Origin of the sequence: Streptomyces ossamyceticus, assembly GCF_001418475.1 — a bacterium.
In the GTDB taxonomy this organism is placed as follows: domain Bacteria; phylum Actinomycetota; class Actinomycetes; order Streptomycetales; family Streptomycetaceae; genus Streptomyces; species Streptomyces ossamyceticus.
Map to the genome: position 1 here is coordinate 1 of NZ_LIQX01000074.1, position 19,481 is coordinate 19,481.

21 protein-coding genes are annotated in these 19,481 nt (G+C 73.1%); 15 read left to right on the forward strand and 6 right to left on the reverse strand.

The genetic code is table 11. The features are described from left to right. The 6 genes from AOK15_RS06810 to AOK15_RS06835 all read left to right on the forward strand — a co-directional run. Positions 1–250: alpha/beta hydrolase (locus AOK15_RS06810; RefSeq protein ID WP_157870177.1), on the forward strand; the 250-nt coding region annotated here is incomplete at its 5' end. A gap of 190 nt (positions 251–440) precedes the next feature. Then, positions 441–1,496 carry a helix-turn-helix domain-containing protein gene (locus tag AOK15_RS06815; protein ID WP_055513854.1) on the forward strand — a complete coding sequence of 352 codons (1,056 nt, stop codon included), beginning with the start codon at positions 441–443 and terminating at the stop codon, positions 1,494–1,496. 199 nt (positions 1,497–1,695) lie between these two features. Continuing rightward, a complete protein-coding gene (locus tag AOK15_RS06820; protein ID WP_055513821.1) occupies positions 1,696–3,120 on the forward strand; it encodes an amidase in 1,425 nt (474 codons plus the stop codon). Positions 3,121–3,175: 55 nt separating this feature from the next. Then, on the forward strand, positions 3,176–3,400 hold the full coding sequence (locus AOK15_RS06825) for a hypothetical protein (protein WP_055513823.1): 225 nt from the start codon (positions 3,176–3,178) through the stop codon (positions 3,398–3,400). Between the two features lie 150 nt (positions 3,401–3,550). Beyond that, complete coding sequence (locus AOK15_RS06830; protein ID WP_055513825.1) at positions 3,551–4,954, forward strand: flotillin family protein; 1,404 nt, start codon at positions 3,551–3,553, stop codon at positions 4,952–4,954. 193 nt (positions 4,955–5,147) lie between these two features. After that, positions 5,148–5,594: a type II toxin-antitoxin system PemK/MazF family toxin gene (locus AOK15_RS06835; protein ID WP_055513827.1), complete on the forward strand. Its 447-nt coding sequence runs from the start codon at positions 5,148–5,150 to the stop codon at positions 5,592–5,594. Here the strand turns inward: AOK15_RS06835 and AOK15_RS06840 are convergent. Next, the gene (locus AOK15_RS06840) at positions 5,591–6,460 is read right to left on the reverse strand and encodes a TIGR02452 family protein (protein ID WP_055513828.1); all 870 of its coding nucleotides are present in this window, start codon (positions 6,458–6,460) and stop codon (positions 5,591–5,593) included. The two genes, AOK15_RS06835 and AOK15_RS06840, sit on opposite strands and share 4 nt — an antisense overlap. A 299-nt stretch (positions 6,461–6,759) precedes the next feature. Between AOK15_RS06840 and egtA the strand changes: the two genes are divergently transcribed. The 5 genes from egtA (at position 6,760) to AOK15_RS06865 (ending at position 11,531) form a co-directional block, all read left to right on the forward strand. Next, positions 6,760–8,034 carry an ergothioneine biosynthesis glutamate--cysteine ligase EgtA gene (gene egtA, locus AOK15_RS06845; protein ID WP_055513830.1) on the forward strand — a complete coding sequence of 425 codons (1,275 nt, stop codon included), beginning with the start codon at positions 6,760–6,762 and terminating at the stop codon, positions 8,032–8,034. After that, the gene (gene egtB, locus AOK15_RS06850; RefSeq protein ID WP_055513833.1) at positions 8,031–9,377 is read left to right on the forward strand and encodes an ergothioneine biosynthesis protein EgtB; all 1,347 of its coding nucleotides are present in this window, start codon (positions 8,031–8,033) and stop codon (positions 9,375–9,377) included. The genes egtA and egtB overlap by 4 nt, the downstream gene beginning before the upstream one ends. Then, positions 9,377–10,186: an ergothioneine biosynthesis protein EgtC gene (egtC, locus tag AOK15_RS06855; RefSeq protein WP_055513835.1), complete on the forward strand. Its 810-nt coding sequence runs from the start codon at positions 9,377–9,379 to the stop codon at positions 10,184–10,186. The genes egtB and egtC overlap by 1 nt, the downstream gene beginning before the upstream one ends. Then, positions 10,183–11,145: an L-histidine N(alpha)-methyltransferase gene (gene egtD / locus AOK15_RS06860; RefSeq protein WP_055513837.1), complete on the forward strand. Its 963-nt coding sequence runs from the start codon at positions 10,183–10,185 to the stop codon at positions 11,143–11,145. Before egtC ends, egtD begins: the two co-directional genes overlap by 4 nt. Positions 11,146–11,315: 170 nt before the next feature. After that, on the forward strand, positions 11,316–11,531 hold the full coding sequence (locus AOK15_RS06865) for a dodecin (RefSeq protein WP_055513839.1): 216 nt from the start codon (positions 11,316–11,318) through the stop codon (positions 11,529–11,531). 15 nt (positions 11,532–11,546) lie between these two features. Here the strand turns inward: AOK15_RS06865 and AOK15_RS06870 are convergent, their stop codons facing one another. Then, positions 11,547–12,035: a phosphatase domain-containing protein gene (locus AOK15_RS06870; protein WP_055513841.1), complete on the reverse strand. Its 489-nt coding sequence runs from the start codon at positions 12,033–12,035 to the stop codon at positions 11,547–11,549. 136 nt (positions 12,036–12,171) lie between these two features. On the opposite strand from AOK15_RS06870, the gene AOK15_RS06875 reads away from it, so the two are divergent. Further along, a complete protein-coding gene (locus AOK15_RS06875) occupies positions 12,172–13,275 on the forward strand; it encodes an FAD-dependent oxidoreductase (RefSeq protein ID WP_055513843.1) in 1,104 nt (367 codons plus the stop codon). An 80-nt stretch (positions 13,276–13,355) separates the two neighbouring features. On the opposite strand, the gene AOK15_RS06880 is transcribed toward AOK15_RS06875, so the two are convergent. Next, on the reverse strand, positions 13,356–14,054 hold the full coding sequence (locus tag AOK15_RS06880) for a 2-phosphosulfolactate phosphatase (protein ID WP_055513845.1): 699 nt from the start codon (positions 14,052–14,054) through the stop codon (positions 13,356–13,358). Between the two features lie 48 nt (positions 14,055–14,102). Continuing rightward, positions 14,103–14,621 carry a MarR family winged helix-turn-helix transcriptional regulator gene (locus AOK15_RS06885; protein ID WP_205632091.1) on the reverse strand — a complete coding sequence of 173 codons (519 nt, stop codon included), beginning with the start codon at positions 14,619–14,621 and terminating at the stop codon, positions 14,103–14,105. Positions 14,622–14,801: 180 nt separating this feature from the next. On the opposite strand from AOK15_RS06885, the gene AOK15_RS06890 reads away from it, so the two are divergent. From AOK15_RS06890 to AOK15_RS06900, 3 genes are all read left to right on the forward strand, one after another. After that, entirely contained in the window at positions 14,802–15,740 is a 939-nt protein-coding gene (locus AOK15_RS06890; protein WP_055513847.1) for an alpha/beta hydrolase, read from the forward strand. A gap of 61 nt (positions 15,741–15,801) precedes the next feature. Beyond that, positions 15,802–16,122 (forward strand): hypothetical protein, encoded by a 321-nt coding sequence (locus AOK15_RS06895; RefSeq protein ID WP_055513849.1) that lies wholly within the window; start codon positions 15,802–15,804, stop codon positions 16,120–16,122. A 158-nt stretch (positions 16,123–16,280) separates the two neighbouring features. After that, a complete protein-coding gene (locus AOK15_RS06900; RefSeq protein ID WP_055513850.1) occupies positions 16,281–17,408 on the forward strand; it encodes a hypothetical protein in 1,128 nt (375 codons plus the stop codon). A 99-nt stretch (positions 17,409–17,507) separates the two neighbouring features. On the opposite strand, the gene AOK15_RS06905 is transcribed toward AOK15_RS06900, so the two are convergent. Together AOK15_RS06905 and AOK15_RS06910 are read right to left on the reverse strand one after the other, a co-directional pair. Further along, a complete protein-coding gene (locus tag AOK15_RS06905; protein ID WP_055513852.1) occupies positions 17,508–18,992 on the reverse strand; it encodes an NAD-dependent succinate-semialdehyde dehydrogenase in 1,485 nt (494 codons plus the stop codon). Between the two features lie 76 nt (positions 18,993–19,068). Then, positions 19,069–19,481: ABC transporter permease (locus AOK15_RS06910; protein WP_157870178.1), on the reverse strand; the 413-nt coding region annotated here is incomplete at its 5' end.

The following is a 19,481-nucleotide window of genomic DNA, read 5'->3' on the forward strand; positions in this document are numbered from 1 at the left end:
CGCGGCGCCCGCGCGGGCGGAGGACCTGTCGGGGCTGCCGCCGGCGTTCTTGGACGTGGGCTCCGCGGAGACGTTCCGGGACGAGGTCGTCGCGTACGCGTCGCGGTTGTGGCTGGCGGGCGGGGAGGCGGAGCTGCACGTCTGGCCCGGGGGGTTCCACGGGTTCGACGGGTTCGCCCCGCAGGCGGCGCTGTCGCAGGACTGCCGGGAGGCGCACGTGAGGTGGCTGCGGCGGCTGCTCGGGGAGTAGGGCGCGAGTGGCTCGGGGCCGGTGCGGGTTCGTCGGCGGGTGCGGGTCCGTCGGCGGGTGCGGGTCCGATGTGGCTGGTCGCGCAGTTCCCCGCGCCCCCTGAAAAGCGACCGGGCTGCGCCCCGTGCTTTTCGTCCGCACCCGGACCACGGCCTCCCCGCACCCCCGCCTCATGCCGCACCATGGGGCCATGAAAGAGCTGGCGGGGCGGCTCACCGCCGTGGATCCGGATGCCGGGGCCGCAGTCCGGGTCATCGCCTACTTCGACGCGCTCGCCGAGTCCCGGGCGGGCCTGGAGGCACTCGTGCGGGCCGCGGCCGTGCTGGCGGGGTGCCCCGCGCGGCTCGTGGACGACGAACGGCGGGTGCGGGTCCGGGTCGAACCGGACGGGCGGCGGCTGGACAGCCCCCTGCCCCCGAAGCCCGGCTGGCCCTCCGCCGCGCTGGTGCCCGGCGGTGTCCCCGCGCTGTGGCTGGAGCGGCCCGGGGACGGTGGGCCCAGCGTCGTGGACGCGGTGATCCTGGAGCGGGCCGCGGGCGCCCTGCGGCTGGTGCTGGACCGTACGCGCGGGCGTGCGCCCCTCTCCCCCGCCGACGACCCGGCCCTCGTGGAGACCCTGCTCGACGCCACCGCCGCCGAACAGGCCCGGCTGCACGCCGCACGCCGTCTCGGCCTCGCCGTCGACGCCCGCGCCCGTGTCGTGGCCCCTCTCGGCGGGCGGCCCCGCGTCCTGGTCGTCGGCGACGCGGGCGCACCGGACGCCGGGCCGCACCGTGGCGCTCCGGTGGCGGCGGTCGACGGGAGCCACGGGATCGAGGGGCGCGTCGGCGTCGGGCCGGTCGTGTCGGTGCCTGACCTGCCCCGGTCGTGGGCCGCCGCCCGGGTGGCCCTGCGGTTCACCGCGGAGGGCACGGCGCGGGACCCCGGGGAGCGCGTGGTGCGCGCGGAGGACCTGGGCGGGCTGGCGCTGCTCGCCGAGTCGGTCGTTCCGGGAGGTGACCCGCCGCCGGACGTGAGAGAGCTGGAGAAGGCCGCGGCGGACGCCCCCTGGCTGCTGGCCACGCTGCACGCGGTCGCGTCCACGGCCAGCCTGCGGGCGGCGGCCACGGAGGTCAACGTCCACCACTCCACGCTCCAGGACCGTCTGACCCACGCGGAGTCCCTCCTGGGCTGGCCGGTCCGTGACCCGCACGGTCGGCTGCGGCTGCAACTGGCCCTCACGATGCGGCGCTTGGCACGCGGCTAGTGCTGTGACCGGACGGGGCGTCGGGCGGGGAGACCCGCGTACCCGGTGACCTGACCGGCGGGGCGGGGCGTACGCGTCGACGTCCGCGTCCGGTCCGACGCGAACCGCCGTGGTCACCAGGGAAGTCGTCCTTCCCGTACCGCCGCCCGCACCCGGACGTTACCGTTCGGTAGACAATCTGCTTCCGGAGGTGTTCCGTATGGCTGCCGACCGTGCCCCGGGTCTGGCGGAGTGTGCCCGTGCGCTGGCCGCCGGGGAGGTGACGTCGCGTGAGCTGGTCGAGCGGACCCTCGCCCGGATCGAGGCCAGTCAGCCGACGGTCAACGCCTTCCGGCGGGTACGTGCCGAGGCGGCGCTGGTGGAGGCCGAGGCGGCGGACCGGGAGCTGGCGGCGGGCGGCCGGCGGCCGCTGCTCGGGGTGCCGGTGGCCGTGAAGGACGACATGGACGTGGCGGGCGAGCCGACCGCGTTCGGCTGCCGGGGCGAGTTCCCGTCGCTGCCGGAGGACGGCGAGGCGGTACGGCGGCTGCGGGCGGCCGGGGCGATCGTGGTCGGCAAGACCAACACCTGCGAACTCGGGCAGTGGCCCTTCACCGAGGGGCCGGCCTTCGGCGCCACCCGCAACCCCTGGCACGCCGACCACACCCCCGGCGGCTCCTCGGGCGGCTCCGCGGCCGCCGTCGCGGCGGGACTGGTGCCGGGTGCGCTGGGCTCGGACGGGGCCGGCTCGATCCGTATCCCCGCCTCGTGGACGCATCTCATCGGCATCAAGCCGCAGCGCGGCCGTATCTCCACCTGGCCGCTCCCGGAGTCCTTCCAGGGCATCACCGTCAACGGCACCCTCGCCCGCACGGTCGCCGACGCCGCCCTCCTGCTCGACGCGGCCGCCGGCAACCACGAGGGCGACCTGCACCGGCCGGACGCCGTCGACGCCTCCGGGGCCGTGGGGCGCGATCCGGGCCGGCTGCGGATCGCGCTGTCCCTGAAGCCGCCGTTCACCGCGCTGCCCGCGCGGCTGGACCCCCGGGTGCGGGAGCAGATCCGCGCGGTCGCCGAACGGCTCGCCGCACTCGGGCACGAGGTGGAGGAAGCGGAGCCCCGCTACGGGCAGATCGGGCTCACCTTCATCCCGCGCGCCACCGCGGGCATCGCCGAACACGTCGGCGGGATCGCCCGGCAGGACCTCCTCGACCGGCGCACCCGCGACGCCGCCCGCCTCGGCCGGCTGCTCGCCGGGGCGCCGCTGCGGCTGGCCCGCCGTGCGGAGGCCACGCTCCACCAGCGGATCGGCGCGCTGTTCACCACGTACGACGTGCTGCTCGCGCCGACCACCGCCGCTCCCCCGCCGCGGATCGGCTCCATGATCGGCCTCGGTGGGCTCGGCACGGACCGGGCGATGATCGCCGCCTGCCCGTACGCCTGGCCGTGGAACGTGCTCGGCTGGCCCGGCGTGAACGTACCGGCGGGGTTCGTGGGCGGGCTGCCGGTGGGCGCGCAGTTGCTCGGTCCCGCGAACAGCGAGCCACTACTGCTGTCGCTGGCCGCGCAGTTGGAGGCGGACCAGCGCTGGCACGAGCTGTGGCCGCCGGAGGCCACGACGCCCGCCGAGTCCCCCGCGGTGTGAGCGGCGCCGTCGTTCCCCCGCGTGGGTCCGGGGGGCGGCGTGCGACCCGTACGCTGTGACCATGGACGAAGCGTCGATGGTCGGGCTGATGGGACGGGTGACCGGTGCGGTCGGTCCCGGGCTCGTCGGCGAGGTGATCGTCCGGGTGCGCGGCGGGGCCGAGCACTTCCTGGCGTACCCCGCCTCCGCCAAGGACCGGATCGAGCCCGGAACCCTGGTGATGGTGATCGAGTACCTGCCGCCGCGCACGGTCTACGTCTCGGCGGCGTACGACAGTTGACGGTCCGTCGGGGGCGTTCGCCGCTGCCGCGGTGACGTTTCGCATCAAGACTGCAACAACGGTCCGTGCGGCTCTGTACCCCGGCCCGGCCCCTTGGGACACTCCCGACGTTCGGTGCCGAAAGGGCACCTGGCCAAGGGGGGTGTGCCGATGTTCGTCGGCATCATCGCGGGGGCGACCGTAGCGGTGGCTCTGGTACTGATCGCTCTGTTCAAGCTCATGTGGCGTGTGGCCGAACCGAACGAGGCCCTGATCATCTCCGGCTCCAAGCACAAGATGGAGGGCCTGACGGAGGGCATGAACTTCCGTATCGTCACCGGGCGCGGCACGCTCGTGCTGCCGGGCATGCAGGCGGTGCGCAAGCTGTCGCTCGACCTGAACCAGACCGAACTGGCCGTGGAGTGCGTGACCTTCCAGGGCATCCCGCTGAAGATCCGGGGCGTGGTCATCTTCAAGGTGGGCGACGACTTCGTGTCCATCGCCAACGCCGCCCGCCGTTTCCTCGGCCAGCAGAAACGGGTCTCGGAACGGGTGCACAACGTGTTCGCCGGTCATCTCCGTTCCATCGTGGGCGGTTTGACGGTCGAGGACATGATCCGCGACCGCGAGAAGCTGACCGGCCAGACACGGGCCGCGTGCGGGACGGAGATGGAGAAACTGGGGCTGATCGTCGACTCGTTGCAGATCCACGAGATCGAGGACCCGACCGGCTACATCAAGAACCTCGCCATGCCCCACGCGGCGGCCGTCCAGCGGGACGCGCGGATCGCGCAGGCCGAGGCGAACCGGCTCGCCACCGAGGCCGAGCAGCAGGCGGCGGCGCGGATGGCGGAGGCCACCCGGGACAGCGAGATCCTCCAGGCCGGCTACCAGGCGGAGCGCGACAAGGCATCCGCCAAGGCCCAGCAGGCGGGCCCGCTCGCCGAGGCGGGCGCCAAGCAGGAGGTCGTCGTGCAGGAGACCCGGGTCGCCGAGCTGGAGGCGTCACGGCGTGAGCAGCAGCTCCAGGCGGACGTGCGCAAGCCCGCGGACGCGAAGGCGTACGAGAAGCGGACCCTTGCCGAGGCCGAGCGCGACGCCCGTATCTCCGCCGCGCAGGCCAAGGCCAAGGAGACCGAACTCGCGGCCGCCGCCGAGGCGAACGCGACCCGCGCCACCGGTGAGGCGGAGGCCGCCGCCCGGCAGGCCAAGGGGCTCGCCGCCGCCGAGGCCGCCCGCGCGAAGGGGTTGGCCGAGGCTGAGGGCATCAAGGCGCGGGCCGCGGCGCTGGCCGAGAACCAGGAAGCGGTGATCGCGCAGCAACTGGCCGAGCAGTGGCCGGAGATCGTGCAGGCGGGGGCGTCCGCGTTCGGCAACGTCGACAACATGGTGGTGCTCAACGGCGCCGACGGCATGGCCGACATGTTCGCCAAGGCGCTGACGATGGGCGGCACGGGGCTGGGGCTGGCCCGGCAGCTGCTGGCGTCCATGAACCAGAACGGGACGCCCGACAAGGGTCCGGCCGCGGTCAACGGGCTGCCCGTGGAGAAGGTGTCGGTGGACCGGGAGTCGTAGCGTCCCTCTGCCTGTAGGTGCCGGTGACCGGGAGTCGTAGCCTCCCCCTGCCCGTCGGCGCCGGTGGACCGGGAGCCCTGGTCTCCCTCGTCTCCCTCATGTCTGCCGGTGCCGTTCGTGCCCGTGCGGCCGAGCCGCGCATCGCTACGGGGCCCGCGCTCCCTCGCCGGGGGGCGCGGGTTAGCGTTGCCCCGTGACTGCGTTCGCCGATCAAGACGTTCCCGGCCGTTACGGCCCCTCCGCCACCACCGAGGCCGATCCGCGCGCGGTGGGGCGGGTGCGTACCGAGTACTCGCCCGCGCACGACGGGGACCCCGACCCCGGGGAGATCGTGTGGACCTGGGTGCCGTTCGAGGAGAACGACGGACGGGGCAAGGACCGGCCCGTGCTGGTGGTGGCGCGGGAGCCGGGCGGGACGTTCCTCGCCGTGCAGTTGTCGAGCAAGCGGCACGACGGGGACCGGGAGTGGGTGCCGATCGGCAGCGGGCCGTGGGACCGTTCGGGCCGGCCGTCCTGGGTGGATGTGGACCGGGTGCTCCGACTGCACGAGGCGGGGATGCGGCGGGAGGCGTGCGCACTGGACCGGATGCGGTTCAACTCCGTCGTGCACCGACTGCGGGAACGGTACAACTGGCGCTAGGAGACTCGGCTCGCGTCAGGGGACTCGGCCGGCGCTCCCGAGGATCCTGCGCGGAACTCCCGCTCGAACGCCGCCCGGACCGTCGCGCCCCTCGTGCGGTCCAGGACGCCGAACACCACGTGCTCGAAGTGGCTCTCGAACCGGCCGCCGTCGGTGAGGAGCGCGCGGAACGCGGTCGCCACGTGCGCCGGGTCGTTGCCGAAGACACCGCAGCCCCAGGCGCCCAGGACCAGCTTGCGGTAGCCGTTCGCCGCGGCCGTCTCCAGGACCCGTTCCGCGCGCACGGCCAGGGCGCGCGGCAGCTCGCCCGCGCGCTCCGGCGCCGCACGGCGCACGACCGACGCGTTCGGGGCGGCGGAGGTCAGGAAACCGGCCGTGTACGGGGCGGGCAGCAGGTCACCTCGGTCGTCGCGGAAGACGGGCACGGCGGGTGAGTGGATGACACGGTCCGTGTAGAACGGGTCGCGGTGGGCGCGGTGGTGGTCGTAGAAGCCGCGGGCCTCGCGTACGCACACGTACAGGGCGGAGGCCCGGCAGAGGGCCTCCTCCTGAGCCTGGGCGCCGTTCAGGTAGCCGCCGCCCGGGTTGCGGGCCGAGGCGAAGTTGAGGACGGCGACGGGAGCCGTGCCGGTGAGGCGGCGGGCGGCCTCCAGGCTGCTCTCGCCGGTGACCTCGATCCGGGTCGGCACGGACACGGGAGCGACCGGTGGCGTCCGCACCGGCTCCGGGCCGTACAGGCGCGTTCCCGAGCGGGCCGCGTCGATCCACGCCGCGAGCGACACCTCGCGGCCGTCCGGGGCGCGGTACCGCCCCGCCGCGACGATGTCCTCGGTCTCCCGTGCGATGCCCCGCAGGCGGGCGCTCATGGCGCCACCCCCGTGCGCGCCATGAACGCCGCTCGTGCGCGCTCCCCCGTCGTGCTCATGGACGCATCGTGGGCGATGCTGGTGGATGACCGCAACGGAGTTTTCCTGGCGTGAATGGCCCTCGACGGGTCCGGGAAGAGGTGCCTGAAGTTCCCGGAAACAGAGATCGACGATCCGCATTGCCACGATGTGCACCCTTGTGCGAACGTCACCCAGGGGTTTGGGTGGGACGAGCACCGCCGGTCCGGGCCCCATGGCAGCGGATCGGCGACATGGTGGAATCTCAGGAGGATCCCGACATGTCAGATTCGGCTAGTGGCTGTACGGAGCAGCGCTCCCTGGTCACCGAGGCGGAGGTGGAGGCCCTCGTCCGGGGCATCTGCTTCAAGACCGGACCACCCCGCGTCCTCGGTGTCGAACTGGAATGGCACGTCCATGAGCTGCGCGATCCGCGGCTCCCCGCGACACCCGCACGACTCGAAGCGGCGTACGCCGCCCTGCGGACCCTGCCCCTGGCATCGTCGCTGACGATCGAGCCGGGTGGCCAGCTGGAGCTCAGCTCCGCTCCCGCCGCCTCCCTGATGGAGTGCGTGGAATCCGTCTCCGCCGACCTGGACGCCGTTCGCGCGAGGCTGCGCGAGATGGACCTCGGCATCAGCGGGTTCGGCCATGATCCCTGGAACCCCCCGACCCGGTTCCTGCGCGAGCCCCGGTACGACGCGATGGAGGTGTACCTCGACCGCTTCGGGCCCGAGGGCCGGTCCATGATGTGCTCGTCGGCGTCCGTGCAGGTCTGTATCGACGCCGGGTACGAGGAACCGGGCCCCCTCGGCCACCAGCGGCGCTGGTGGCTGACGCACCAGCTCGGCGCGGTGCTGCTGGCCGCGTTCGCACACTCCCCGCTGGCGGGCGGCCGGGTCACCGGCTGGCGTTCGACACGGCAGTCGCTGTGGGCGGCGATGGACCCGGGCCGGACGACGGCCCCGGAGCTGGACGGCGACCCCCGGGGTGCCTGGGCGCGGCTGGTGCTGGACGCGCCGGTGATGTGCGTCCGGGCCGACGAGGGGCCCTGGGGTGTCCCGGGCGCCATGTCGTTCCGGGAGTGGACCCGGTCCGACACCCCGCCGACCCGCGCCGATCTCGAGTACCACATGACGACGCTGTTCCCGCCGGTACGGCCGCGCGGCCATCTGGAGCTCCGCATGATCGACGCGCAGCCGGGCGAGGACGGCTGGCTGGTGCCGCTCGCGGTGACGACGGCGCTGTTCGAGGACCCGGAGGCCACCGAGGTCGCCTGCCGGGCGGTCAAGCCCCTGGCCGAGCGGGCCGGTTCCCTGCGGGCGCCGCGCAATCCGCTGTGGGACGCGGCCGCCCGTTCGGGCCTGGCCGACCCCGAGCTGCGGGAGGCGGCGGCCGTGTGCTTCGCCGCTGCGGCCGAGGCGCTGCCACGGCTCGGCGCGAGCACGCGGGTGCTGGACGCCGTGGCGGAGTTCATCGACCGCCATGTGGCCCGGGGCCGCTGTCCCGCCGACGATCTGCTCGACCAGCTGCACGGGAAGGACCTCCCCGCATGACCGCGCCCGAGACGCCGGCCCCGACGCACGACGCCGCCCCCGAGATACTGCGGGAGCGCGCGCTGGCGGCGCTGACCACGGCCCGCGCCCGCACCGCGCTCCTCACCTCCGCCGTCGACGAACCCGACCTCACCGCGCAGCACTCGCCGCTGATGTCCCCGCTGGTGTGGGATCTCGCCCACATCGGCAACCAGGAGGAGCTGTGGCTGCTGCGCAACGTCGCGGGGCGGGAGGCGATGCGGCCCGAGATCGACGGGCTGTACGACGCCTTCGAGCATCCGCGCTCCGAGCGGCCCTCGCTGCCGCTGCTGCCACCGGAGGAGGCCCGCCGCTACCTCGCCGAGGTGCGCGGCCGGGCCCTCGACGTGCTGGAGGGCAGCGACTTCCACGGCACCCGGCTCACCGAGGCCGGCTTCGCCTTCGGCATGATCGCCCAGCACGAACAGCAGCACGACGAGACGATGCTGATCACCCATCAGCTCCGCAGGGGCCCGGCCGTGCTGTCGGCGCCCGACCCCGGGCCGGCGCCGCTGTTCACGGGGCCGGACGAAGTCCTCGTGCCGGGCGGGGAGTTCATGATGGGCACCTCGACCGAGCCGTGGGCGCTGGACAACGAGCGGCCCGCGCACCGGCGCGTGGTCCCGCCGTTCCACATCGACACCACCCCGGTGACGAACGGCGCGTACCAGGCGTTCATCGACGACGGGGGCTACGAGGACGAACGCTGGTGGACGGCCCGCGGCTGGGACCACATCCGCGCGCACGGCATCACCGCGCCGCTGTTCTGGCGGCGTGACGGCCGGCAGTGGCTGCGGCGGCGCTTCGGCGTCACCGAGGTCGTGCCGGCCGACGAGCCGGTGCTGCACGTGTGCTGGTACGAGGCCGACGCGTACGCCCGCTGGGCGGGGCGGCGGCTGCCCACGGAGGCCGAGTGGGAGAAGGCCGCCCGCCACGACCCGGTCACCGGCCGCTCGACGCGCTATCCGTGGGGCGACGCCGACCCGACGCCCGACCACGCCAACCTGGGCCAGCGCCACCTGCGTCCGGCCCCGGCCGGCAGCTACCCGGAGGGTGCGTCCCCGCTGGGCGTACGGCAGTTGATCGGTGACGTGTGGGAGTGGACGTCGAGCGACTTCCTGCCGTACCCGGGGTTCACGGCGTTCCCGTACAAGGAGTACTCGGAGGTGTTCTTCGGCCCCGAGTACAAGGTGCTGCGGGGTGGTTCGTTCGCCGTGGACCAGGTGGCGTGCCGGGGGACGTTCCGCAACTGGGACTATCCGATCCGGCGGCAGATCTTCAGCGGTTTCCGCACGGCCCGTGACGCGTCCCCGGAGGCCGTCTGATGTGCCGTCATGTGGCCTATGTGGGGCCGGCGGTGCCGCTGGGCGCGGTCCTCAGCGAGCCCGAGCACGCTCTGTTCCGGCAGTCGTGGGCGCCGCGTCGGCAGCGGTACGGGACGGTCAACGCCGATGGTTTCGGTGTCGGTTGGTACGCGGACGACGACCCGGTGCCGGGCCGTTACCGGCGGGCCGGGCCCATCTGGGGTGACCTGTCCTTCACGGATCTCGCCCGTGTGGTCCGCACGGGGGCGCTGCTCGCCGCCGTACGGGACGCCACGGTGCCGGGCGCGGACCAGGAGGCCGCGGCGGCGCCGTACGCCGGCGGGCCCTGGCTGTTCAGCCACAACGGGGCGGTCGCCGGGTGGCCCGGGTCCCTGGCGCCGCTGGCCGGCGGGCTGCCCGCCGTGGAGATCCTGTCGATGGAGGCCCGCAACGACTCGGCGTTCGTGTGGGCCCTGGTGCTGAACCGGCTGCGGGCCGGTGACGAGGAGGGGCAGGCACTGGCCGACACCGTCCTGGAGGTCGCGCGGGCGGCCCCCGGGTCACGGCTCAACCTGCTGCTCACCAGCGGCGACAGCATCACCGCGACGGCGTGGGGCGACACCCTGTGGTACCTCGCCCGGCCCGGTCGCGGCACCGTCGTGGCGTCCGAGCCGTACGACGACGACCCGCACTGGGTCGAGGTGCCGGACCGCACGCTGCTCGTGGCCGACCGCACGGACGTCCTGCTCACCCCGCTCAAGGAACCGGAGGAAACCGGGCGCCCGGGCGCCGGTCCCGTCCCCGTCACCCCGAAGGAGTCCCCTGCGTGAGCCCGTTCCACCTGACCCGCACCCTGCCCGAGGACGCCACGGGCGCGGCCCTGCGCGCCGACGTCCTGAACGGCCTCACCCGCACCCCGAAGACGCTGCCGCCCAAGTGGTTCTACGACGCGCTCGGCAGTGCACTGTTCGACCGGATCACCGAGTTGCCGGAGTACTACCCGACCCGTGCCGAGCGGGAGATCCTGCTCGGCCGGGCGGCGGAGATCGCCGCGGCGAGCGGTGCGCGCACGCTCGTCGAGCTGGGTTCCGGCTCGTCCGACAAGACACGGCATCTGCTGGACGCCATGCCAGGACTGCACGCCTACGTGCCGGTCGATGTGAGCGAGAGCGCGTTGCGGCAGGCCGGCGAGGCGCTGGTCGCCGAGCGGCCGGGGCTGGAGGTGCACGCCCTGATCGCGGACTTCACCGCCGGGATCCGGTTGCCCGAGACCCCGGGGCCGCGGCTGGTGGCGTTCCTCGGCGGCACGATCGGGAATCTCGTCCCCGAGGAACGGGCCGCGTTCCTCACCTCAGTGCGGGCCCTGCTGGCGCCCGGCGACGCGCTGCTGCTGGGCACGGACCTGGTCAAGGACGAGGGCGTGCTGGTCGCCGCGTACGACGACGCGGCCGGGGTGACGGCCGCGTTCAACAAGAACGTCCTGTCCGTCATGAACCGTGAGCTGGGGGCGGACTTCGATCCCGGCGCGTTCGACCACGTCGCCGTGTGGGACGCCGAGCGGGAGTGGATCGAAATGCGGTTGCGGTCGCGGACCGCGCAGACCGTGAAGGTCCCCGCGCTCGATCTCGCGGTCGACTTCGCGGCCGGCGAGGAACTGCGCACGGAGGTGTCGGCGAAGTTCCGCAGAGAGGGGGTGAAGGCCGAACTGGCCACGGCCGGCCTGAACCTGACCCATTGGTGGACGGACGCGGAGGGCCGCTTCGCGCTGTCCTTGAGCGTGGCGGGGTAACCGGGCGGGGTTCGGCCGCGGGTGGGCGGCGGTCGGCGAAGGGGGCGGGCCGCAGGCCCCGTCCCTTCACCGCCCGGCGACAACCGTCTCGCGCGGGAGCGCGACGTGGGGCACCGTGGAGGGACGTGTGGCCGCCGGCCACGGCGAGAGGTCCCGATTGGAGTAGCCGTATGTCCGACCACGTGTACCGGGTCACCGAGATCGTCGGCAGTTCGGGCGAGAGCGTCGACCACGCCATCCGCAACGGCATCGACCGCGCCGCCCAGACCCTGCGCAACCTGGACTGGTTCGAGGTGACGCAGGTCAGGGGGCACATCGAGAACGGCGAGATCGCGCACTACCAGGTCGGCCTGAAGGTCGGTTTCCGACTCGAGGGCACCGACTGACCGCCCTCGCACCCGTCAGGTGCGGCCCTCCCGCTCCTGCGCCACCTTCAGTTCGGCGGAGGCGGCTGCCCAGCGCGCCCGTACGACGCGAAAGCCCGCTCGCTCCGCGTCCTCGCAGACCAGTTCGTCGTCGTCCACGAGGACGCGGATCTCTCGGGTCCCGGCCAGTTGCCGCAGGATCTCCAGCTTCGTGCGGCGGGCCGGCCTGCGGTCGTGGTTCCGCCGCATCCAGATCCGCCCCTCGGGGAGCCCTTGCGCGGCGAGCCAGTCGACGGTGTCGCGCCGGCACCGCTCGGGGCGCCCGGTGAGGTAGACGACCTCGCACTCCTCGGCGTACCGCAGCGCCAGCTCGATGCCCTCCGCCAGCGGCGGATCCTGCGGGGCGGCGGCGAAGAACGCGTCCCAGTCGCGCGGCTTGCGCTCCAGGTACCGCTGCCGGTGCGCGGTGTCGGCGAGCGTGTTGTCGAGATCGAATACGGCGAGGGGCCTGCTGTCGTCGGTCACGGGTCCAGCCTAGGCAGAGCGTTACTCGTGTCGTCCGCCGCCGCTTCACACAAGGCACACAACCCCCTCCCATAGCTTTAAGTTTCAAACGCTAGGCTCGTCCTCTCTCCCCCCACAACAGCACAGGAGAATCGGCGTGCTTGACGGCGAAGTGATCGTGATCGGCGGCGGATACGGGGGCATCCGCCTTGCCAGGCAACTGGACGAGTACGCGCGGGTCACCCTGGTGGACCGCAAGGAGGTCTTCTTCCATCGCATCGCCGCTCTGCGCGCCGGCGTGCAGGAGGAATGGACGACGACGCCCTTCATCCCCTACGACCGACTGCTGGCCAACGGCCGGGTGATGGTGGGCAAGGCCGTCACCATCGACACCGGCGAACGGTACGTGAAGCTGGCCACCGGTGAGCGGCTGCCGTACGACGTGGTGGTCATCGCCACCGGCGCCGACTATCCGGAGCCCGCCCGCTTCCTGGGGACGACCACCGAGGAGGCGGCCAAGACGTTCACGGCGCACCAGGAGAGCATCGCCGCGGCCGCGCATGTGCTCGTCGTGGGCGGCGGCCCCGGCGGCGTGGAGCTCGCGGCGGAGATCCGGCTCGCCCGGCCGGCCACCCGGGTGACGCTCGCGCACGCGGGGTCGGCGCTGCTCAGCTCGACGGGCAGCAGGTGGGCCGGGCGGCGGGCCCTGGCGTGGCTGGAGTCGCACGACGTGGAGGTGCGTCTCGACTCGTTCATCTCTCCCGGCGCCGACTTCGGTACGTACCGGGACGGCCGCGGCCGTCTCATCGAGGCGGATCTGTCGTTCTGGGCGACCGGCACCACCCCGAACACGCTGTGGCTGCGGCTGGCCGGGCACAGCGACTGGCTGAACGCCGCCGGGCAGGTGAAGGTCGACCGGATGCTGCGGGTCGACGGGCGGCTCGACGTGTTCGCGGTGGGCGACGTGAACGACGTCAGCGAGCTGAAGATCTCTCCCGCCGCGATGGCGCAGGCGGACATCGCCGCGCACAACATCCGTGCGTACCTGGGGAGTTCGGGTAAGCATCGTAAGGAGCAGCGTTTCTACCGGCCGGTCCAGCGGACCCCGCTGATCGTGCCGTTCGGACCGGCCGACGGGCTCACCCTGATCCCCGTGCCGGGCGGCGAGACCGCCGTGCTCGGCGGCCGCACCAGCACCCTCGCGAAGGCGAGGACCCTGATGACGCCGTACGTGCGCAGGCAACTCGGGTACTCCGCCTGAGACACGGCGCGCCAGGGACGCCGGACAAGGGACCCGTCCGCCGCCCGCTCGACGGGCCCCGGTCCCGGCGCGGGCTCCGGTCAGCCCGTGCCGGACGGGGTGTCGGGCACCGGGAGAGGGCGGAGCACCGTCAGCGAGTCCTCCCGGCATGCCCTCATCACGAAGGGGAACCTGTCGACCTCCAGGCAGAGGTCGATGTCGTCGGGGTGGTATCCGGCGCGCAGCCCGGCGGCGAGGTCCGCCGCGGCGCGGGACGACCTCGCGCGGTGGACGTACGGGGCCGCCTCGACGTCGTCCCCGGCCATGCGTCCGCCGATGTACTCGGCGCAGGCCAGGTCCTCGTCGGCGCGGCCCTCCTCGCCGGTGACGATGAAGGTCACCGGGCCGGAGGCCCGTGTCCGCAGGTACCGCGCGGTGGGACCGGCCACGACGAAGCTCGCACACAGGACCAGCGGGGAGTCCGCGACGGCGAGCGCGCCCACGGTTCCGGCCGTCGTCTTCTGCACCAGCGTGCGACCGGCGAGGTCGTGCCCTTGGAGCAGTGCGGGCGAGTTCACCGCGTCGAAGCCCTCCGCCGGGGGACCGTCCTTGAGAGCGAGCCATCCGGGGCTGCTCTCCTTCAGGGCGAGCGCTTCGCTCTCCGTCGAGGCCAGGACGATCCTCTCGACGCCGAGCGAGAAGGCCCAGGCGGCCACGGTGAAGGCGCGCATGACGTCGATGACGACCGCGACACGGGGGATGCCGGTCAACTCCGGGATTCCCACGACGTGATGATCCATCGGACCATGATGCCGTGGCGTTCCGCATGCCGTGGCATTCCGCGCGCTTCAGCCGGTGTGCGCCGGCTCGGCCTGCTCCTGCTCCGTCGTGTCGTTGGCGTGGGTGAGGAAGTCGTCGACCATCCGGTGGAAGAGGCCGGCGAGCTGCCGGAGTTCCTCGGGCGACCAGTCCGCCAGGGCCATCTGCATGCCGCGGACACCGGCCTCGCGCACACGGTCGATGGCCCGCTGCCCGGCCGGGGTGAGTTCGATGCGCTGCGCTCGGCGGTCGTCCGGGTCGGGGACGCGGCTGACGTAGCCGGACCTCTGCAACTGCTGCACCTGGCGGGTGACGTGCGACGCCTCGACACCGAGACGGTTGGCCAGCTCCCCCGGGCGCATCGGCTCGGAGTCCGCGATCTGCCGCAGGAGCGCCACGGCGGCGCGGTCGAGCGGGACCCCGGCGAGGCTCATCAGACGCTCGTGCGCCCGGGCCCGGGTGCTGAGGTAGGTGATGCGGGTGAGAGCACGCTCGATCTCGACCACCTCCGCGGAGGCGGGGTCGAGGGGCAGCGATGAGGGGGACATGAGCCCACTTTATCATATGCTTGCCTAACTCAAGTAAGTTCATCGCGGCGACCCTGGCCAACCACCTGCGCACCCCGTAGGATGCGACCTCAATTAACAGGTTTCCTGATGATTGGTTTTCTCAGGCGACGGTGCGCTCCGCGGTGGTGTCGAGCGCCCGCGGACCGAACGGAGCCACCCATGTCCCTCCTCGCTCGTCCGGCGGTGGCCGCCCTGGCGGCCAGGACGATGCAACGCCTGTCGGTGGTCATGAGCAGGCGGTCCTCCGGAGCGGGGTCCACGGCGTCCTGGCTCGCCCGGCTGCCCGAGTACACGTGCGCCACAAGGGAGTTGACGATCCCGACCTCGTTCGGCCCGGCCCGCGCGGTGCTGTACCTGCCGTCGGACGACGGGGGCGCTCCCCCGCCGGTCCACGTGAACTTCCACGGCGGCGGCTATGTCATGCCGCAGATTGAGCTGGACGACGCGCTGTGCCGGTGTCTGGCCGTCGAGGCGGGTGTCGCCGTCCTCAACGTGGACTATGTCGTCGCCCCGCAGCACCCTTTCCCGGCGGCGCCCCGACAGGCGTTCGAGGTCGTCCGGTGGGCCGCCGAGCACGGCGGTGAGCAGGGCTGGGACGGCGGCCGGCTCGGCGTCGGCGGACAGAGCGCGGGCGGCGGGCTCGCGGCGGCGGTGGCCCGCCAGGCTCTGGAGGAGGGCGGCCCCTCCCTCGCCCTCCAGGTCCTGCACTATCCCCCGCTGGACCTGGCCACCCCCGCCCGCGACAAGCGCGCCGCGATCGCGAAGCCGCTGCTGCGCCCCTGGATGGCGGACGTCTTCGACAACTCCTACATCCCCGACCCGAAGCAGCGCGCCGACCGCCTCGCCTCACCCGCCAACCCCGCGGACACCGCCGATCTGACGGGCATCGCCCCGGCCTTCGTGGTCACCGCCGAGTACGACCTCCTCAAGCCGGAGGGCGTCGCCTACGCCGACCGGCTCCGTACTGCCGGGGCGCTGGTCGGCCACCATGACGTCGCCGGCGCCGATCACGGCTACGACACCAACGACGAGGGCAGGGCCCGCGAGGTGTACCCGCTGATCGCCGAACACGTGCGGCGTGCCCTCGTCGGGGGATAGGCGTCCTGACGCGCCCCGCTCCGCGTCACATGGCCCGGCCGCGCAGGGGTACGCGGACCGCATGAACGGCAAGACACCAGATCCCAAGGAGAGGGCCGAGCAGGCGGAGGCGGCCGAGGAGGCACGCGCCGCCGCTCGTCCCTTCAGTTATCCGCATCCCGAGCGGCGCGCGGGGGTGCGCGCCACCCGGCACATCAGCCGGGAACAGGCCGACGCGGACAGCGTCCCCGGCGTGCCGGGCGGCTACGGCAGCACCGGCGGCGGTCAGGCGGGCGGTCGCGGCACACCTCGTCCGGGTGACGACACGGCGGAGGAGTCCGGTGTGACCGATGTCGTCTCGGGACGTGAGCCGCAGGCCGATCGGGGAGGTGAGGAGCGGTAGGTACCTCGAAGACGGTCGCGGGGCGGACGCGGGGGCGGGCGGGACCCCCGGTGATCTCCGCCGGGCCGCGACGACGATACTGGCAGGCGCACGTGCCCCTGCTGCCCGATGGACTCATGCCTGCCTCCCCCACAGCCCGTCCCACGACGCCTCCCACGGTGTGGCCTGCGCGCGGCCGCCACGTCGGACCCGACGCGGAGGACGTCCTCCGCCACACCCTGCGCCGGCTCAAGGACAGCCGGACCATCGACGACTTCATGGAACTGCCCGACCCCGGGGGCGATTCCCCCGAGCGGGTCTTCCAGGCCCGCTGGCGGGTCGCCGGGGAGGTGACGGTGCGCGCCAGGCTGAGCCTCGCGCCGGACCTCGGCACCGGGCGGGAGTGGACGATCCTCGCGGAGGCGGAGGAGCCGTGGGACCCGGCGTGGCCCTCCCCTGTCACCCGGTTCTGGCCGGAGTACGGCGACTGGGACCACGACGCGGCCACGGGCCTGTCGCTGAGCAGGATCAACGCCCTGCCCGAGGACGACAAGGACGCCCGCCGTCTCCTCAGGGACGCCGGGAACGCCGGGTGGTGCGTCCACGTCGTCGTCCACGAGGCCATGTCCACCGACGAGCGCGGTCGGCTGCCGCTGGCCCGGTGGCTGGCGCCGAGCCTGCAGCACCGCGTGGTGGAGCACCGTGCCGCCCCGCACCAGCTGCGGGTGGTGAACTGGGCGCTGCGGGAGTTCGACCTGGAGATCCCGCGCGGCGGCGCCGTCGTCCTGCCCGGCAGACCCGCGCCCGCCGACCTCGACGCCGGGGAGTTCTCCGTACGCGCGGTGTTCCTGGACGGTTCGGAGCCGACCGACCTCATCGCGGCGGTGACACGGTTCGCCGCGCTGCCGCGGCCCCTGCCGGACGGCGCGGACGCCGCCCTCACCGCGCTGCGGGAGGAGTGGCATCTGCTCACTCTGGAGGAGGAACTCGTCCGCGAGCGGAAGCTGGTGGCGATGTACGCCGAGGCGCTGGAGGCCATGACGCAGTCCCGGGACCTGTACCGGGAGGCGGCCGAACGTGCGCACGAGGCGCTCGTCGTGTATCGCGAGTCGGCCGCGGCCGCGGCCGCTCCCGCCGGGCAACAGCCGTCCGCGACGCAGTCGACGTCCCCCTTCCAGCAGCTGACGCGCACCCTGGAACGCCTGAAGGGCGGCCCCAGAACCTGGCGCCCCGACCCGACGCCCCGACCCGGCGACGGCGACGGCGAGGGCCAGACCTCCGCCCGGACGGAGACGACGGAGACCTAGTCCGCAAAGGGGTCGGCCCGGCGGGGAAGGACCGAGGTTCCCCCCGCCGGGCTGCTGTGACTGCTCGAACGCCTCGAACCCGGCCTCCTCAGGTCTTGCTCAGGTATGGAATCCCGGCATCGACAGGTACTTGAGCTGCTGGTACTCGTGGAGGCCCTCGGGCCCGCCTTCACGGCCCAGGCCGGACTGCTTGATCCCGCCGAAGGGTGCCGCGACCTCGGAGACCAGGCCGCGATTGATGGCGACCATTCCGGCCTGCAGCCGGGCGGCGACCCGGCGGGCGCGGTCGATGTGGGACGTCATCACATACGACGCGAGGCCGTGCTCGGTGTCGTTGGCCATCGCCATGGCCTCGGCCTCGGTGGAGAAGCGGTGGATGGCGGCGACGGGACCGAAGACCTCCTCGTGCATGATCGCGGCGTCGGCGGGGACGTGGTCCAGCACGGTCGGCGCCGCGTAGTGGCCCGGCCCGTCGGGGATGTCCGCCTGCGCGACGACGACGGCACCACGGGCGACGGCGTCCTCGACAAGATGGCGGACCTTGTCCACCGCCCGGTGGTCGGCCAGCGGGCCGAGATCGGTGTCCTCCCGGTCCGGAGCACCCACCCGGAGGGCGGCGATCCGTTCGCCCAACGCCGCGGCGAACGCGTCGGCGATTGAGTCCTGGACGAGGAACCGGTTGGCGCCGACACAGGACTGGCCGCCCAGCCGCATCTTCGCAACCATCGCTTCGCGGACCGCGAGGTCGAGGTCGGCGTCGTCGAAGACCAGGAACGGCGCGTTGCCGCCCAGCTCCATCGAGGTGCGCAGCACCCGCGCACCACTCTGTTGGAGCAGCAGCCTGCCGACCGGTGTGGACCCGGTGAACGACAGCTTGCGCAGCCGGGGGTCGGCGAGCAACGCCGTGGTGACCGCTGCCGCGTCGCTGCTGGTGATCACGGTCAGGACACCGGGGGGCGCGCCGGCCTCACGCGCCAACTCTCCCAGCACCAGGGAGGACAGCGGGGTGAGCGCGGCCGGTTTGAGCACGGCGGTGCAGCCGGCGGCGAGGGCGGCGGCTGCCTTGCGGGCAGCCATGGCCAGGGGCACGTTCCACGGGGTGATGAGCAGGCAGGGTCCGACCGGTTCGGCGACGGTGACGATATGACTCCTCCCGTCCGGGGAGGGGGTGCTGCGCCCCGGCGGACGGACCGCCTCCTCCGCGTACCAGCGGAAATAGGCCGCGGCGTAGTCGACCTCGCCCCGCGCTTCGGTGATCGTCTTGCCGATCTCCAGGGTGATGATCCGGGCCAGACGCTCACGGTGTTCGGTCAGGGAGTCGGTGAGCCGGTGCAGGACCGTCGCCCGGTCCCTTGGGCTGCTGCGGGCCCACTGGTCGGCCGCCGCGGCCGCCGCGTCCAGTGCGCTCACCGCGTCCTGCGGGCCGCAGTCGGCAACGGTGGCGATGACGTCGTCGGTCGCGGGGTTGCGCACCTCGAAGGTGCGGCCACCGGTGGCGGGTCGCCAGTCGTGCGCGAGGAATCCACGGGGGACGGATCCCAGGGCTTCCGACTCCCATGAGGGAGCGGTGAGCGTGTCAGTCATCGCATGGCCCTTTCGATTTTCGTACCGGCCGGAGGGAGCACCAACGGAGCATGGGCGACAGTGGCGGTGGCGGTGGTCATACGGCCTCACCTCCGGGGTTGGCGACCCCGACGGTGTTCTCGACGGAGAGGAGGGATTCCTGTCGTCCGGAGCCGAGCCAGCGCACGAGGGCGACGAGGCCGAGGGCGAGGATGGCGAAGGCGATGAGGATGGCGCTGACGGCGGTGACGCTGGGGTCGATCTCGAAGGTGAGGGAGTTGTAGACCTGCACCGGGAGGGTGACGGTGTCGACGGAGGACAGGAACTGGGAGATGTAGAACTCGTCGAAGCTGGTGATGAAGGAGAAGATCGCCGCCGCGATCATCCCCGGCGCGGCGAGGGGGAAGGTGATGCGCCGGGCGATGGTGAGCCGGCCCGCGCCCATGCTGGCGGCGGCGTCCTCCAGCCGTTCGTCGATCCCGCGCAGCGTGGCGATCAGGATCAGCACCG

Coding starts and splice junctions, on each gene's coding strand:
- AOK15_RS06815 (WP_055513854.1), top strand. CDS start 441: ATGAAAGAGCTGGCGGGGCGGCTCACCGCCGTGGATCCGGATGCCGGG.
- AOK15_RS06820 (WP_055513821.1), top strand. CDS start 1,696: ATGGCTGCCGACCGTGCCCCGGGTCTGGCGGAGTGTGCCCGTGCGCTG.
- AOK15_RS06830 (WP_055513825.1), top strand. CDS start 3,551: ATGTTCGTCGGCATCATCGCGGGGGCGACCGTAGCGGTGGCTCTGGTA.
- AOK15_RS06840 (WP_055513828.1), bottom strand. CDS start 6,460: ATGAGCGCCCGCCTGCGGGGCATCGCACGGGAGACCGAGGACATCGTC.
- egtA (WP_055513830.1), top strand. CDS start 6,760: ATGTCAGATTCGGCTAGTGGCTGTACGGAGCAGCGCTCCCTGGTCACC.
- egtB (WP_055513833.1), top strand. CDS start 8,031: ATGACCGCGCCCGAGACGCCGGCCCCGACGCACGACGCCGCCCCCGAG.
- egtC (WP_055513835.1), top strand. CDS start 9,377: ATGTGCCGTCATGTGGCCTATGTGGGGCCGGCGGTGCCGCTGGGCGCG.
- AOK15_RS06865 (WP_055513839.1), top strand. CDS start 11,316: ATGTCCGACCACGTGTACCGGGTCACCGAGATCGTCGGCAGTTCGGGC.
- AOK15_RS06880 (WP_055513845.1), bottom strand. CDS start 14,054: ATGGATCATCACGTCGTGGGAATCCCGGAGTTGACCGGCATCCCCCGT.
- AOK15_RS06885 (WP_205632091.1), bottom strand. CDS start 14,621: ATGTCCCCCTCATCGCTGCCCCTCGACCCCGCCTCCGCGGAGGTGGTC.
- AOK15_RS06890 (WP_055513847.1), top strand. CDS start 14,802: ATGTCCCTCCTCGCTCGTCCGGCGGTGGCCGCCCTGGCGGCCAGGACG.
- AOK15_RS06895 (WP_055513849.1), top strand. CDS start 15,802: ATGAACGGCAAGACACCAGATCCCAAGGAGAGGGCCGAGCAGGCGGAG.
- AOK15_RS06905 (WP_055513852.1), bottom strand. CDS start 18,992: ATGACTGACACGCTCACCGCTCCCTCATGGGAGTCGGAAGCCCTGGGA.